This is a genomic window from Myxacorys sp. (assembly GCF_059501405.1).
Map to the genome: position 1 here is coordinate 1 of NZ_JCACCM010000094.1, position 16443 is coordinate 16443.

11 protein-coding genes are annotated in these 16443 nt (G+C 43.0%); 9 read left to right on the top strand and 2 right to left on the bottom strand.

The features are described 5' to 3' along the window. The coding region (locus tag AC5I6P_RS11070) for a transposase (protein ID WP_495693815.1) at window positions 1–761 on the top strand (761 nt) is incomplete at its 5' end. Window positions 762–781: 20 nt separating this feature from the next. Then, window positions 782–1168, top strand: coding sequence for a hypothetical protein (locus tag AC5I6P_RS11075; protein ID WP_495693816.1), 387 nt, complete (start codon window positions 782–784; stop codon window positions 1166–1168). Window positions 1169–1484: 316 nt separating this feature from the next. On the opposite strand, the gene AC5I6P_RS11080 is transcribed toward AC5I6P_RS11075, so the two are convergent. Beyond that, window positions 1485–3656: a GumC family protein gene (locus AC5I6P_RS11080; protein WP_495693817.1), complete on the bottom strand. Its 2172-nt coding sequence runs from the start codon at window positions 3654–3656 to the stop codon at window positions 1485–1487. 479 nt (window positions 3657–4135) lie between these two features. Beyond that, a complete protein-coding gene (locus AC5I6P_RS11085; RefSeq protein WP_495693818.1) occupies window positions 4136–4951 on the bottom strand; it encodes a WecB/TagA/CpsF family glycosyltransferase in 816 nt (271 codons plus the stop codon). A 2256-nt stretch (window positions 4952–7207) separates the two neighbouring features. On the opposite strand from AC5I6P_RS11085, the gene AC5I6P_RS11090 reads away from it, so the two are divergent. The 7 genes from AC5I6P_RS11090 to AC5I6P_RS11120 all read left to right on the top strand — a co-directional run bounded on the left by AC5I6P_RS11090 (window position 7208) and on the right by AC5I6P_RS11120 (window position 16234). Continuing rightward, entirely contained in the window at window positions 7208–9004 is a 1797-nt protein-coding gene (locus AC5I6P_RS11090) for an ABC transporter ATP-binding protein (protein WP_495693819.1), read from the top strand. Between the two features lie 103 nt (window positions 9005–9107). After that, a complete protein-coding gene (locus tag AC5I6P_RS11095) occupies window positions 9108–10271 on the top strand; it encodes a glycosyltransferase family 4 protein (RefSeq protein WP_495693820.1) in 1164 nt (387 codons plus the stop codon). Between the two features lie 56 nt (window positions 10272–10327). After that, window positions 10328–11383, top strand: coding sequence for a glycosyltransferase family 2 protein (locus tag AC5I6P_RS11100; protein ID WP_495693821.1), 1056 nt, complete (start codon window positions 10328–10330; stop codon window positions 11381–11383). A 61-nt stretch (window positions 11384–11444) separates the two neighbouring features. Next, a complete protein-coding gene (glf, locus tag AC5I6P_RS11105; protein ID WP_495693822.1) occupies window positions 11445–12563 on the top strand; it encodes a UDP-galactopyranose mutase in 1119 nt (372 codons plus the stop codon). Window positions 12564–12679: 116 nt separating this feature from the next. After that, window positions 12680–13570 carry a glycosyltransferase family 2 protein gene (locus AC5I6P_RS11110; RefSeq protein WP_495693823.1) on the top strand — a complete coding sequence of 297 codons (891 nt, stop codon included), beginning with the start codon at window positions 12680–12682 and terminating at the stop codon, window positions 13568–13570. 135 nt (window positions 13571–13705) lie between these two features. After that, window positions 13706–14761, top strand: a complete 1056-nt coding sequence (locus AC5I6P_RS11115; protein ID WP_495693824.1) for a glycosyltransferase — start codon at window positions 13706–13708, stop codon at window positions 14759–14761. Between the two features lie 507 nt (window positions 14762–15268). After that, on the top strand, window positions 15269–16234 hold the full coding sequence (locus AC5I6P_RS11120) for a glycosyltransferase family 2 protein (RefSeq protein ID WP_495693825.1): 966 nt from the start codon (window positions 15269–15271) through the stop codon (window positions 16232–16234). Window positions 16235–16443 lie beyond the last annotated feature (209 nt).

The following is a 16443-nucleotide window of genomic DNA, read 5'->3' on the forward strand; positions in this document are numbered from 1 at the left end:
AGAACTTGAAAGGTCATGTTAGCTACCTTTGTTTTTATTTCCCGACAACTCTACTGTTTATTTTGGTGTACTTCCGGCTTTATCCCACCCAAGCAGTTCAAGGCTTTCTGTTTGGGATTGGACAACCGCAAGCGCATGAATGGGTGCATAAATTGAGTGGGGTACTCAATGCGGCCTTGGGCTACGAGAAACAACTGCCCGAACGAGAACCACATCGCTTGGAAGCGGTTTTGCAGCAGTGTCCGAATCTGGAGTTCATCATCGATGGCACAGAGCGTCGGATCAATCGTCCCCAGGATAAAGAGGACCAGAAGCAATACTATAGCGGTAAGAAGAAGGCTCACACGGTCAAGAACAATATCATCACTCATCGACGGGGTAAGGTGGTGTTTTTGAGTGACACCTACGAAGGCAAAAAGCATGACAAAGCCATTTGTGATGAAGAAGATTACCAGTTTCCATCGGGGAGCAACCTGTGGCAGGACACAGGGTTTCAGGGCTATCAACCAGAGGGAGTGACGACAATCCAACCGAAGAAGAAACCGCGAAAACAAGAACTCACCGAGGCAGAGAAACAGCGCAATCGAGCAATCTCAAGGGAACGAGTGGAAGTCGAGCATCAGATGGGTGGCATCAAGCGCTGCAACATTGTCGCTGGCAAGTTTAGAAATCGGGCAGCTCATTATGTTGATGATGTGATGGAAACTGCTTGTGGACTGCATAATTTTCGCTTGAAGCATCGTCAGTTAGCAACTGCTTAGGTTGGACAGATGAAAGCCTCTTGTTGTCTGGCTTCGACTACTGCCTATTTCCGATTAAGTCTAAAGACTATAAATCGGGTGGCTATCCCCTCGAAGAGTGCCATGCTGATTTACACCGCTTCACCGCGCTGCTCGTTCTCATTGCCATTGCTTATTCGCTCTCTACCCTGCGTGGTGGGCGTATCCGCAAAAAGCAAGTGCAACACTATATTGGTCGCGTCAAAGAGCCGAAGCGCACCCAAAACCGACACAGCCAGTTTTGGATTGGGTTGTATGGAACTTTGTGGATTGACACCTTGAATTTGTGGTCAACCTTGGCGAGAAAATTGATGGCACTCAAGCCCCAGAAACGCCCCTTTTTTCGACGAGGTCTTAACGCCATTGCCCTGATCCAGTCTGCGCTCTAGCCTCGTTGTCACCCCCTGGAGTCTGTTCCACCATCCATTGCCGCTCAATCACTTGGAACTGCGGTCGATCGCACCGGATTCGACATCTGACATCACAAGCCGACGCCCCAACCCAGCATTCAGATGTTGGACGCACTGTACCATCTATCCAAATTGTTCCTTCTAACTGACAAACGTCGTGCAACAGCTATCATCGACACAGAAATGCTGCGGACTTGGCACGATATTGCTACTTATTCCACAGTAACTTGACACACCTAACAATCTTTTGACGTATTACCAATTCACAACCAACAATTGCTTAGGGCAATCTAACTCAAGAATTCTTCATGTCATTAGCAACAACACCAAGGGTAAAAACAGAAGACACTTTGAAGCCTTCTAACGCTTGCCTTAGAGCAGCACTCTTCGTTTTGTCCAATCCAACTACTAAAACAATTCCATTCGTATTAGTTGCGACAAGTTTTGCGTCCGCCAAGCCAAGCAAAGGGGGAACATCGTAGATAACGAGATCATACATCTCCTCAAATTGCTGCATCAGAGTTTGCATCTTCTTCGAGGACAGCAAGCGAGTTGGATCTGGCGGAACTTGTCCAACGGTGAGAATAAAGAGATTAGGTTCCCCAGGAGACTGCTGGACTGCGTGCTCACACTTCACTTCTGACGAAACAACATCACTTAATCCGTGTAGATTTGGAAGTTGAAGCCGAACATGAAGCTGAGGACACCGCAAATCCGTATCGACCAATAAGACCCGTTGTCCCAATGCTGCCGCCGCTTGAGCTAGATAAAGCGCAACCGTAGACTTTCCTTCTCCGGGAGACGGTGAACTAATTGCCAAAGAGCGAATTCGCGTATCTGGGTTGAGCAGCCGAATGTTGGTGTAGAGCGATCGAAATGCCTCTGAAAACGGCGAACTATCGTAGAGGTAAGAGGATTCGCTCTTCGGTGCATTCAGTTTCTGCCGCATTTGACGCATCAGGTTGGTAAATTCCTGCCTAGGCACATCTAGCGCTAGAGATCGCTTCTCCGTCTCAGCTAATTCTGCATTAAATGGAATCACGCCTAGCATTGGCAAATTCGCCGTATCTTTAACTTCTTCGGGGGTATGCAAAACATTACTCAGTTTTTCGAGCAACAGTGCTGTACCGACACCCATCAACAGTCCTAAAAGAACGCCCAGCGCTCCCGTTTGCTTAATGCCCGCAGACGCCAGCTTTGGATTGGTGGTTGGCGTTAAAATCTGCCACGGGGCTGTCTGTTGCCCGGCATCAATGCGTAAAGCTTCCCGTTTTGTCAGAAATTGATTGAGGTTGTCGGTTCCAATCTTCAGTTCTTGTTGAATATCAGTATACTGACGAGACCTAGCCGAAAGCTGTTTAACCTGCTGTTTCAGCAACTCTTCCGTTTGTATCAGAATTGCTTGGCGGGCCTTTAAGCCTCGTACCTGGCTCTCGACATCACCTTGGGATCGTCCTCCTTCGCGTTCTAATAACGGCTGCAAATTTTCAAGCTGCGATCGCAGGAGTTGAATTTGCGGTGCTTTTTCCTGAAACACACTCGATGTCTTAGCCATCTGGGCTTCAACTTCTAAAAGTTGATTTAACAGATTTTGATAGCGAGTGTTTTCTCGAAGCGCAGAAGAAGCGGGTTCATTTTTTTGAGTCAGTTGTTGACGCAAATCACGATTCAGCGCCAAAGCCTCATCTAATTTAACGTCTGTTTCCAGGCGTTGCTGTGCGATCGTTGCTGTTTGCTCTGCCAGTTGCTTACTGGTTAAATCAGGATCAATCAAGTTATACCGCTGCCGAAACGTTTGCAGCTGGTCTTGAACTGTTTCAACACGCTGTTGCAACCTGGGAATCTGCTGGTCAACAAATTTCATACCTTGTCGCGCAGCTGCTAAGCGTTCCTCAAGGCTGTAATTAAGATACGCCTGAGAAACGAGAGTTAGCACCTCTCTCACTTTGGTACGATTACTGTCCTGAAAGCTAACCCGCAACACCTCACTATTCGGAACCTGAGCCACGACTAAGCTGTTTGATAGGACATCATAAGTGAGGTCAGGATACTTAGGCTTGAGCTTTTGCGCGATCGGCTCAAGAAGAGTTGGACTTTTGAGCAGTTTGAGTTTTGTCTCGTCTAGGGTTTTTTCAGGCGCAGGTTGCTGCTGCTCTCGATTGCTCAATGTTTGAGGCACCGAAGAAATAACCTGGCTTTCAGCCGTGACGGGTTTCGTGAGAATTTCAAACGTGGATTGGTAGATGGGCTCACTGGTTACGGCTTTGAGGAGTGCTGCTGAAGACACCACCGTTGTCACACCTAGGACGATCGGAATCCTTCGCCGCAATACCGCAGCCACCTGGCTCAAATTCAAGCCTCCTTCATCTTCACCATCACGGGGTGCCGCATTGTTTAGCGGCAACCAGCGAGGTTGCTTGTTGCCCTGCTTTACGGCAAGAGCTTGCGAAGTTGTCTTACTTTCCATGATTGCCTCTGCATAAGATCACGCGGATAAAATGACCAGGGAGCGCGTTGGCGAAATTGCAGCGAACGGACAGTCGTGGTCAATTCGATAAGATGTCACTTTAAGACGATGAGAGATGCGGCATAAAGGCGTGGTTCACTCTAGTGAAAATAGAATAGCTGTAAAGAAACGGGTAGATGCATAGATAACAAAACATGTTCTTTGCTATTCGCCACTTGGTCTCAATTTTCACCCTGATCAGCAGAGAACCCCTGGATAATGCGCTTAAGCTAAGAGAACCCAACGTTATTCACGAAATTGAATGACATTCAGTTGCTGAATTATAATCCACTGAGTTTAGTTCCATCACCCTTAAGAAACTAAATACTCATTACCATCAAATAGCAACATAATCGAAGTGTTCAATGCTCTTTGCTGTCTCAATCAAGCGAATAAAGAGTGTCATCCCGTCATCAGATTGTCCACGATATTCATCTTTACTATAGTTCCTCCGGGTGTACATCGCGCGGACGAATTAACAGTTCCCGACTTGCCAACCAAATGAAAAGTGGAATTGTATCAAAGTATCGCCGCCAAAGTCTTTGAGGTTCCTGAGCGAGCCGATACAGCCATTCTAAACCTGCCGATCGAATCGCAAGAGGTGCCCGTTTATGAAGACCAGCATAAACCGGAAAAGCACCTCCCAACCCAATCATGACAGCTTTTACCTTATCTTTGTGCTGTGCCATCCAAACTTCTTGCTTGGGACAGCCCAACGATACGAAAACAATACCTGCTCCACTGTTGTTGATCTGCTGAATGATAGCTTCATCTTCTTGAAGAGTTAGTGCACGAAAGGGCAGAGGTTCCATCCCAGCGATGTCGAGGTTGGGAAACTCTTTCTCTAATCGTTGCTTGATGGAATCGAGAATTATTTGTTGAGATCCAAGAAAGAAAACACTCACATTCTGTGAGGGTGCAAGTTGACAAACCGCATCCAAGATATCTAGCCCAGCAACTCGGTCTTGATGAGAGACGCCCATCAGCTTGAGCATCCAAACGAGCGGCATTCCATCAGGAGTCAACAAGTCTGCTTCTCGCAATACTTCTGCAAATGAAGAATTTTGATATCCCTCCATCAGCATGTGGACGTTCGCAACACAGACCACTTTACTCAAGTACGACTTAGCCCATTGCAGCATTAACTGAATTTGCTGATCAAATGGCAGTGCGGCAACAGGAAACCCAATAATTTGCCGGGAAGGGTTCTCATCGATCATATTCATCTTAAATTCTGGATTTGGTGGGGGTTCCATGGATAACTCCAAGCACACAAAACGGATAGGGCTGTTTTGTTGGTGTGCTCGACAAGATGCAAAGTGAACCAGTTGGAAAATACTTAAGCGCAGCCGAAAAGACAAAAACCAGATGCTTCCCAAAGCCTCTCTCGAAGGATGCCTAGTCGCAAAACCTTCTTTCGAGAATCTGAACTAATTCGAGAATTTGAACTATCTTGATGCGTCAAATACTATTACATTTCTCGCTAAAAATACTTCGTGAGGAGTAATATTTGTATATCTTTTTGCACTATCTTCAAACTAACTAAATTAAGCCTTCATAAACAGTTGATTATCTGTATTAATCTATACCAATTCATCAAGACGTAGAGATCACAGTTAGAAGCATTCTTGATTTCAGAAGTTACTATCGCCATCAAAGATAGCCATGGTGGATCTATGCATAGATCCACGAAACCTAGTAGGGGAGCGTGTCATTAGCGCCAGGCATTTTACATAAATAGAAATGGAAGAAATGTTTGTACTGCCATTACCGAGATGGCTAAATTGAACTATATCAGACAGATTCAGGCATAGAAGCTAACTTAACTCATGCAGTATTTGCATTAATTTGATCGGTAGTTAAACTGAGCAATATCAAACAGAACCAGGCACAGAAGCTAACTTAACTCATGCAGTATTTGCATTAGTTTGATCGGAAAGTAAGAAAGCTCTGCCATGAATAGGGAACATTTTCAAGAGTTACCATTTCGGAACAGCTAACTTGCAATGAGCGAGTTGAAAGTTAGGGAACTTGCTGTCTGTCTTGCTTGCATCATCCGCAAAGTGATCCATTCGACGGCAGGATCATCACTTCATCAGGAAACTGCTGGTTTACCAGAAAAGTGTGGTGAACCCGGTTCGAACTAAAGGATTTGCACTCAGTGAACTATCACGATCGAAACCTGGTAGAGCAAGTACTCAAGAGCAAGTACTCAACTGAGTTTGCGATTTTTGATGCCATTGCAGCTCGAATCTTGGCAGGCTCCAGTGTCTCAGATCAAACAGTTACAGATGTTGCTGCGAAGACTAAGAGAGTTGCAATTAACTCATATACCAGCGAACATTCCTGAGGCTAAGTTATAGATATCAATCTATGACAATTCACACCAAAGGCTTTATTATTCGCACATCCGCAAAATCGCTTAGTCTGCACTTCAGAATAAAGGGAAATTGTGTAAAGACTTTGTAAAGGTTCTAAGAATAGCCTAGTTGATACCGCAAAAGTGCTGAAATATTGTGGGCTAGCTACGGATTTTACATCAGGTGATACGGGACTTGATAGTAACTCTGTAGAAAAGCGCAGACTTGTCACTCTAAAAAACCAGATGATTTTGCATCTACCCCGGATGTTTAGTTATGAATCACCCGGATGTGCGAGTCGATTGTACTGTTCTAAGTGCAAAGCTATCTGAGGTACTGATTCAATTTTCAAACAAAGAGTCATGCATGTTTGAGTGGGCCGCCTTGTAGGACAGAATAGCTCTGTACTTTTTTAGCAGTTTATTCTAGTCAATGAGTAGAAACCGCTCACAAATGTTATGTCTTGCTTTTCAGCAGTGTTCTACTAAAAAATCTCATCAATGCTTGTTCTTTTTGAGTCGTCCTGCAAATCGCTTTGCCAGTACAAATGGCAAACGGATCTGCATACTCACTTGAAAAGATACAGTTTGAAGACCCCCCAGAAATGGAATCATTTCTTGACTTTAACGAATCAAAAGACAAACCTACGATGGCAGCTGATGACGACCAGCTGAGCAAAGACGTGAAGATTTTCCTTATCTCATGATCGACACCAAACCGCATTGTACAAGGATGTTTACCGATCCCGAAAGCACTGTTGTTGCGATCGCTACACCGCGTTTTCACGTATTCTGTTAACTTAAAAGCACACTGCGTCAGCATGAAAGACAAAATCACTGCTGCCATCTCTAAAGTTTTAGAGAGTACTCAGTTTGCCCCGGAAGATGAGTTTGTAGCCCTGAAGCAATAGCTTACAGTCCCCTGTTGTGCATATACCTCCGTTTAGCCTCTTGTTACTGAATTGGATTCGGCTCTACTATCATCAGCTACTAAGAAGCTGAAATGTTACACGCAGCCCTTTAATTCGATATTTAAGGTCTTTCACAAACGCATCAATATCCGTAACTGCGTAGTTTTTCACTAAGACCTTAATCTCAATAACGCGCTTAGAGTTAGATGCTGTTTTAGTTAGTTCTCAATCTCAAATAACTTATGTCTCAATTCCTGTCTAGACTCTTTTATCTTACAAAGGGGCGTCATAAATCACTCGTTGTAGTAGCATTTCTGTTTGTTTTTGTATCCGGATTAGAGGTTCTTGGCACCGGAATGATTGGTCCATTCATAGCTGTTGCGACCCAACCGGATTTGGTTGAGACTAACTACTGGCTGAATTTAGTGTACAAACATCTAAATTTCAGATCCAAAGAAAACTTTCTACTCGCTCTAGGCGCGTTTCTTCTCATTGCCTTTTATGTAAAAGCTTTTCTCAGTTTTCATTCTCAAAAGGCAGTCTTCCAGTTCGGCTACAACTTAAAAGGGGAACTGGCTTACAAGTTATTGAAAGCATATCTCGAAGCTCCATACAGCTTTCATTTGCGTGTTAATTCAGCAACTCTGACTCAGAATGTTGTTGGCACAACCGATAACGTCTGTCTCAATGTCATCATGCCACTTCTGACAGCGATATCTAACGCCACAATCATCCTGGCATTGGTTTTACTGCTGGTTAAAGCCAGTGCGTTAGCCTTGGTTCTTATTGCCATGCTGTTACCTGTCATTATTGTCTTGCTCAGACTGATGAAAAGGTATATGTCTGTTTGGTTCAAGGAAGGATGGGAGGCATCTGCTGAGATGATTCGTATCTTGAACCATGGATTAGGAGGCTTGAAAGAGACTCGAGTGATTGGCTGTGAGTCTTATTTTGAGCAACAAATGGAGAGACAGACAAAGAGATTTGCTAGAAACTCAGCACTGGCTCAGAGTTACGGTAATCTTCCACGCTTTGTGATGGAAGCGTTTATGATTACTTTTCTCATTGGTTTTACTCTGCTGTTCATCAACTTAAGTCAGGGAAAAGGGCAAAATTTGACTGCTGTTTTGGGGATCTTTGCCTTAGCTTCGATTCGGTTGCTTCCAGCTGTGAGCAACTTGGTCGGTAATATCGGCACCGTTAGATCAAACACCTTCGCTGTGGATAAACTGTTCCTCGACCTCAAAGAAATTGAAGAGGTCGAGGTTAATGCTTCTAAAAACAGTATTCATCACTTCAAAGGTTTGTCATCGGCCTTCGCCAAGCCAGTTTTTCCATTTCAAGAACAAATCGTTTTGGATGAGATCGATTTCCAATACCCAGGCACATCAAGAAAGGCTCTAAATGGTGTATCTTTAGTGATTCAGAAAGGTGAGTCTGTTGGTCTAATTGGTAAATCTGGAGCGGGCAAAACTACGCTGGTAGATGTTCTTCTAGGGCTTTTCACGATTCAATCTGGAGATATAAAAGTTGATGGAATCTCAGTTTATGAGAACCTACGCGCTTGGCAGAATCTAGTCGGGTACGTTCCTCAATCCATTTTCCTGATTGATGATACCCTTGAACGAAATGTTGCCTTCGGAGTGCCTGATCGCCTAATCGATCAAGCTAGGTTGAGGAAAGCGATCGAAATGGCTCAACTGAGTGAAGTTGTTGAGCGTCTTCCTGATGGCATTAAGACAGTAGTAGGTGAACGGGGCGTGTTGTTATCTGGTGGGCAGCGTCAAAGAGTTGGAATTGCGCGCGTCCTTTACCACGAACGAGAGATTTTAGTGTTCGATGAAGCAACTGCGGCATTGGATACAGAAACAGAACATCTCATTACAGAAGCGACAAAGGCTTTGAGCGGTATTAAAACGATCGTCATTATTGCCCATCGTCTTTCTACAATTGAACACTGCGATCAGATTTATCAGCTTGAGCAAGGTCGAGTCATAAAGTCAGGTAGTTTTCAGGAAGTTGTGTTGGGTCAGTCATAGTTTGCTAGTAGGGATTTAAGTAGTCGTTTCAGTTACGCAAATAATTGAGATATTCCACTATCATCCAGAAACTATACAAACCGCCAAGTCAGGGAGTTGAATTGTGAAAATAGCCTATGCTAGCACTTTTGATGCTAAGACTTTGAGCAATCCAAATAATTGGGCAGGTACGGGCTATTACATCCCTGAATCACTTAAGAAACAGTCCATCTCCGTACAATACGTTGATTCTTTAAAGGAACAAGTTACACTACAAGCTGTTTGCAAGCTCAAGCGCCATTATTATGAGTTTTTTACAGGAACCAAGTATCTCAAGGCATTAGATCCACTAATCCTTAGAAGCTACTCAAACCAGATATCTCAAAAATTAGCTAGGACTGAGGCAAATATTGTATTCAGTGCAACCATTGCTCCAATTGTTTACTTAGATTGTCATCATCCAATTGCATTTTGGGCAGATGCCACCTTTAAAGACCTATTAAACTTTTACCCTCAATTCACAGGGCTTTGTGAGGAAAACATTCAACAGGGGCATCAGATGGAGAGACTGGCTTTACAACGATCTAGTTTGGCAATTTATTCGTCTGACTGGGCAGCCCAAACGGCGATCGATTATTACAATGCAGATCCTGCCAAAGTGAAAGTAGTTCCGTTTGGAGCCAATGTTGAGAGTTATGAAACTGTTGAAGAAATTAAAGAACTTATCGAATCTAGACCGAGAAATAAATGCAAACTACTTTTTTTAGGCGTTGATTGGTTTCGTAAAGGGGGAGACCTTGCTCTAGAAATAGCGATTGGGCTCAATCATCTAGGGTTAGACACTGAATTAACGGTAGTGGGCTGTGAACCTGTTTTTGAAGGTTCGTTACCTGACTTCATTAAACCCTTGGGGTTCATCAGCAAATCTACTCATGAAGGAAGGAAGGAAATTTATCGTTTGATCGCTAATTCCCACTTTCTAATTCTGCCTTCAATCGCTGACTGTACACCGATAGTTTTCTGCGAAGCAACCTCACTGGGTGTGCCTTGTCTAGCTAGAAGAGTTGGTGGAATTCCAACTATCATCAAGGATGATTTGAACGGCAAGTTGTTCGACCCAAATAGTAATGCTGACGAATACTGCGAATACATCTTTAATTATTTTACAAACTTTAATCAGTATAAGAATTTAGCTCTTTCTGCATTTCACGAGTATGAGTCTCGTCTTAACTGGAATATTTCTGGACAGAAGGTGAAAGAGTTACTTATGCCTCTTCATACGGGGTGAGTCATGATTCGGTTTTATCAGGTTATCCTCCATCTCAACATGAGGTAATAAAGATTATGTCTCTGTGTGAGGTTCGAATCCCAACTTACAAGCGTCCTGATTTACTCAGAAGAGCACTTTCTAGCTTAGTAGAGCAAAGCTATCCGAACTGGCAAGCAATCGTGTTTGATGACTCTCCTGAAAAAGAAGCTCAGAACGTTGTAAGTGATTTTGAGGATAATCGGATTCTTTACAAACCAAATGAAAAAAATCTTGGCGGATTAAAGAATATTGATTATGCATTTTCCTCGAAGGGTTATCTTGGCGGAACCTATGCTTTTGTCCTGGAAGATGACAATTATCTTTTTCCAGATTTCATCGCCGAAAATATTCATTCCCTTGAAACAAATAGGGTTGGAATCGTCTTAAGAAATCAAGAAATTGGACTTGAAAAGTATGGCGATTCAGTTCCTACAGGCGAAACAACAAGAGGTTTGTGGTTTGAGCAGGGAATCTATACCCCATTTGAAATTCACGCTCGCTTATTTTTTAACGAAAGCATTTCAAATGGTGGTTTGTTCTGGCACACAGGTAAAATTCGATCCAACTTACAGGTAGGTTCCCAAGCGATACATTTTCCGTATCAAGAAATACTTAGAGCATGGTTAATCAAGGAGCCTATTTACTTTGAAGCAAAGCCATTGTGTGTATTCACGGGATTTTATCGAGAAAAGAATAACGATGAGCCTCTTCATTCAAGATTCTACAGACGATACAAGTCTTTGATGGGAGCACCACAGCACAATCGGGGAACGCAAGCAATTCTTAAGCACTTAATTGATACTTATGGCACCGCAATTGTTCAAGAATCTCGAAGGCTTGCCATCGAACGAGATGAAGAACGAACTTTCGAACGCCAATTGTTAAGCGTGCGCTATCTGAACTATCAATTTAGAAAACTCAATCGTCTTGAGATTGCTCGGTATCTAATCACGTATGGCTTAAGATATTACCTTTTCAAAAATCCACTCAAAAATTTCTTAACTACAGTGCAAAGCCAAGAATCTGATGTCACAAGTTATTGGACTAAGCAGGATGAATTGTCTCAAACAGGTGAGAGAAGCAGCGAATGACCTTGTCCATTTGGGTCAACGCAAAGAAGTGAGTGAGCCTAGTTTATAAGAGGATATTCAAATGTTTGATTACCTAATAGTTGGCGCAGGTTTTGCAGGTAGCATCTTAGCCGAGCGATTGGCGAGCCAGTTGGATAAGAAAGTCCTGATTGTCGATCGTCGTAATCATATTGGGGGTAATGCTTATGATCATTACAATAGCGATGGGGTTTTAGTACACAAATATGGTCCCCATATTTTTCATACTAATTCCCGTGAGGTATTCGAGTACCTGTCGCTATTTACCGCATGGTACCCCTACGAACATCGCGTACTTGCTAGTGTGGATGGACAGCTTGTTCCTATTCCTATCAATTTAGACACGATTAACAAACTTTACGGATTAAACCTGACTACTTTTCAAGTAGAAGAGTTTTTTGCATCTGTTGCAGAACCAAGAGATAGGATTCTGACTTCAGAAGACGTTGTAGTCAGTAAGGTAGGACAAGAACTATATGAAAAATTCTTCCGCAACTACACGCGCAAGCAATGGGGCATAGACCCGTCCGAATTAGATCGCTCTGTAACAGCTCGCGTTCCAACCCGGACAAATCGCGACGATCGCTACTTCACGGACATGTATCAGTCCATGCCACTGCACGGTTTTACCCGAATGTTTGAAAATATACTGAATCATTCAAACATCAAAGTTATGCTCAACACCGATTACCGGGAAATTCAAAAGATAATTCCTTACAAGGAAATGATTTATACAGGACCAGTAGATGAGTTCTTTGATTATCGATTTGGAAAACTGCCCTATCGGTCGCTAGAGTTCAAGCATGAGACTCACGACAAGCCTGTTTTTCAATCTGCACCTGTTGTCAACTATCCCAATGAGCACCCATACACTCGCGTCACAGAGTTCAAATATTTGACAGGACAGGACCATGCCAAAACTAGCATCGTGTATGAGTTTCCTCAAGCAGAAGGTGACCCCTACTATCCCGTTCCTCGTCCTGAAAATGCTGACCTATATAAACAGTACAAAGCCTTAGCAGATAAAACTCCAGGCGTTTATTTTGTAGGACGACTTGCAACCTATAAATACTACAATATGGATCAGGTTGTTGCTCAAGCTTTAACGATATTCAAACAGATTCATAGTAAAGAATCATTGGAAGTAGCAATAAATTGCTAAAGCTGCGAATCTGATTTAATTCATCTGAAAACTGTAACCATCAAGAAACGTAATCATCTCATTTTTTGATCATTAGATGAAGCAATCTCACGAGCAACTTTAAAGGAGATAAATGTATGAATAGTTCAGTCCCAGCAGTTTCAATTATTACTCCAGCATACAAGCGAGTTGATTATCTAGGTCAAGCCATTGAGAGTGCGCTTCGTCAAACTTTTCAGGACTTTGAACTCCTTGTCTGTGATGATAGTGCTGAGCCAAAAATCGAAGAGCTTTGTCGAAGCTATGGAGACGATCGGATTATTTATCGGGCTAACTCAAACCGATTGGGGATAGCTCGCAACAATCTGAGTGGTTTTCAATCTGCTCAATCGGATTTAGTCACCAAATTGGATGATGATGATCTTTGGACACCTGAATTTCTAGAAAAGTTAGTTCCGGTGATGCTCTCTAACCCAAAGGTTTGCCTTGCCTTCAGCGATCACTGGCTAATTGATGCCGATGGAAATCGCACAAATGAAGCCACTGATGAGCAAACTGTTAGATTTGGTAGAGATATTTTGCCCTACGGATTCGTAGAACAGTCCAAAACTTTACTTGTGAATAAGTCTATCCCTCTTGCATCGTCAGCAGTTTTTCGAAAGTCAGCAATTGATTGGTCAATTTATGCTGCTTATGCTGATAGATTTGGAGGTGCATATGATTTCTTTCTCAGTTCTCATCTTATCGCTAGTGGAATGGATGTTTTTTATGTCCCAGAAAGACTAACTGAGTATCGAATTCACTCCGGCAGTGGCACTTCTACTCGTCGACTTCAGAATGCGCTTGAGACTCTTTTTGTAGCAGAAAAAAATTACAAAAACCCTGGTCTCCAAGATATTTCATCTTCTTATAAAAATATTTGTTCATATGAGAGTAAGCGGGTTGGTAACGCCTATCTTCGGCAACGAAAAATACTACCGGCTCTTTCTTACTACAGCCGATCTCTAAAATATTATCTTTTAACCTAAAAAAGGGTTTACTTACACAGACGGTTCAACGATATTGTTGCGTAATTCATGTTTTAGAGTGATTAAACAGATGATTTCCGCAAGATTACTCGCCTCTCATTCGCACTGAAACATTTATCTGTAGGCATTGTAGATATGGATAAGAGCTTACTTATTAGTATTATTATTAATAATTACAACTACGATCGCTTTTTGGCTGAGGCGATCGATAGTGCATTAAATCAGACCTACTCCAACACTGAAGTCATTGTTGTTGATGATGGTTCTACCGATGACTCCCGGTCGATCATTGCAAGTTACGGCGATCGCATTATTTCGATCTTGCAGCCTAACGGCAAGCAGGCAGCCGCTTTCAACAGTGGGTTTGTCAGAAGTAAAGGTGATGTCGTTATCTTTCTAGACTCTGATGATTACTTACTTCCTCACGCTGTGGAGAGCATCGTTTCTGTCTGGAAGCCCATTTTGTCTAAGGTTCACTATCGTCTGACTGTCGTGGACGCAACGGGTCAGCCCTTAGGCTATTCTTTTCCACAGGGCAATGTACCACTAGCAACAGGTGAAGCATGGCGAATGTTGCTGCAAGGGGGCGGTTATGTGAGTACTCCCACTAGTGGTAACGCTCTCAATCGAAGTGCAATGGCAAAGGTTTTTCCAATTCCTGATGACTATAAACTCACTGCCGATGACTATTTGTCTACCCTAATTCCATTTTACGGAGAAGTGGCGGCGATCGAAGAACCTCTAGGCGCTTATCGAGTGCATGGCAGTAATCAGTGGGCACTGGCTACGGTTACAGGCGATCGCTTTCATCGATTCGTCAAACATGACTTGCAAAACTTTGCGCTATTGACTCAGAAAGCTCGAGAACTGGGGCACGACATTCCAGTTGACTTAGAGCAACGCTCAATTGGACGACTGTGGTCACGTATCATTTCGCTACGTTTAGCTCCGACGCAGCATCCGGTTCCTAGCGATCGCCCAGAAGCATTAGTTTATTGGGGCATTCGCTGCCTCTGGAAATATTCTCAATTTAGCTGGCTCAAGCGCATGTTCTACAGTGCTTGGTTCCTCTGGGTTGGCTTCATGCCCCTCACTTTGGCTGAACCAGCAATCACGTGGCTTTATGCACCCCAACACCGCCCCAAACTTGTGAGTTGGACAGTCAATAAATTTCGCACTCTTGTGAGCTGAGTGAATCAGCAAACGATTAGTGTTGGAAGTAGTGCTATCCTTGCTTTGTCAGCGCTATGAATGTTACCGATGCTAAAACAGCTCCTGCCGTGTTGATATCTGCATTAGAGCACATTCCACGCTTGGTTAAATCTTCGCTGACCAAAGTTATCGAGGTGCAATTGCTGTTTTATGACGTCAAGCATTTGGCACAACGTTGCAGTTAATCGAAAAACTGGGATAGGAAGTTTTCATAAAGCCGTGGGGCTAGGTGGTGGAGCACACCTTGTTCACATACTTGACGCACTCGTGCTTCAGCTACACTTCTTTAGAAACTACTTCTTATGAAGGATTGGTAAAAACACTGAAGTGATTACTCAAAATTGCCTTTGCTATGAAATAATTGCCATGAACAGTTAACCATTAACTGTGTACTAAGTAAGTAGGGATCTGGATTAGTCAGTACTACTATCTGACTATTCTACTATCATTTAAAGCTTTGTTGAAAATTCAAAGAGTGCAATAGAGATGACTGAACCGCTTGTAAGCATTGGAATGCCAGTATATAACGGTGAACAATTCATCAAACAGGCAATTGATTCAATTCTGGCTCAAACGTTTGAGAATTTTGAACTCATTATCTCCGATAACGCTTCTACAGATAAAACTGAAGAAATCTGTCGAGAATATGCTGAGAAAGATAAACGTATTCGATATTACCGAAATGAGAAAAATGTTGGTGCTGCCTTAAATTACGATCGTACTTTCCACGTATCTCAGGGAAAGTACTTTAAGTGGGCTGCCCATGATGATGTCATCGCCCCAAGTTTTCTGGCTCGAACGGTAGAGGTGTTAGAAAATTCTCCCTCTGTTGTTGCATGTTGTGCTCACACGATACTCATCGATGAAGAAGGAAGAATTACTAACCACAGCAACGCAAATGCCACCACTCCAGATCGAGTTCGGCAACTTGATTCTGACAAACCGCATGAGCGTTATAGAGAAATCTTGTCAGTTCGCATGTGCTTTGAAGTATTCAGCTTGATCCGAGCTGATAAGCTTAAGAAAACATCATTAAGTGGAACTTACTACGGCGCAGACAAGGTACTTTTAACTGAGTTAAGTATCATGGGTCCCATTGTAGAGATTCCTGAACCGCTCTTTTTTAACCGTCGCCACTCCAATCAGTCCGCTAGCTTAAAAACTGTGAAAGAGCGAGAAAAATGGATGGGTTTAATCAGGAAACATCGATTTGTATCCCCTCGCCTCCTATGTATAAAAGGATATTTACATGCCATCTTTATGTGCGAGTTAACCCCCCTGGAACAACTTGCTTGTTTAATCGTGTTCTTTCAGTGGTTGGCAGATTTGAGCAATTGGCAACGCATGACTTTAAATGTAATTGGAGACATGCGCCAATACCTCAAAGCCTTGAATCAGGAATCTCTCAGCGACAAATCGAACCTTCAAAAACCAGAGGAGATCAGTGGTTAATATTGAGAGATTGGTGAGCTTAGGTGTTGTTAGCAGCTCTTATTTAATACTTCTAACAACGCTTGCTCCATTCCATTTTGTTTTCCCTGATACTCTCTCATTTACGTGTGAAAAGCTTGACGTAGCATAAGACAATCTGATTGCTGCAAACAAATCTGAAGGTTAGGATGTGGCAGCGATCGTAAATCTGGATATCCAGAGATTATTAG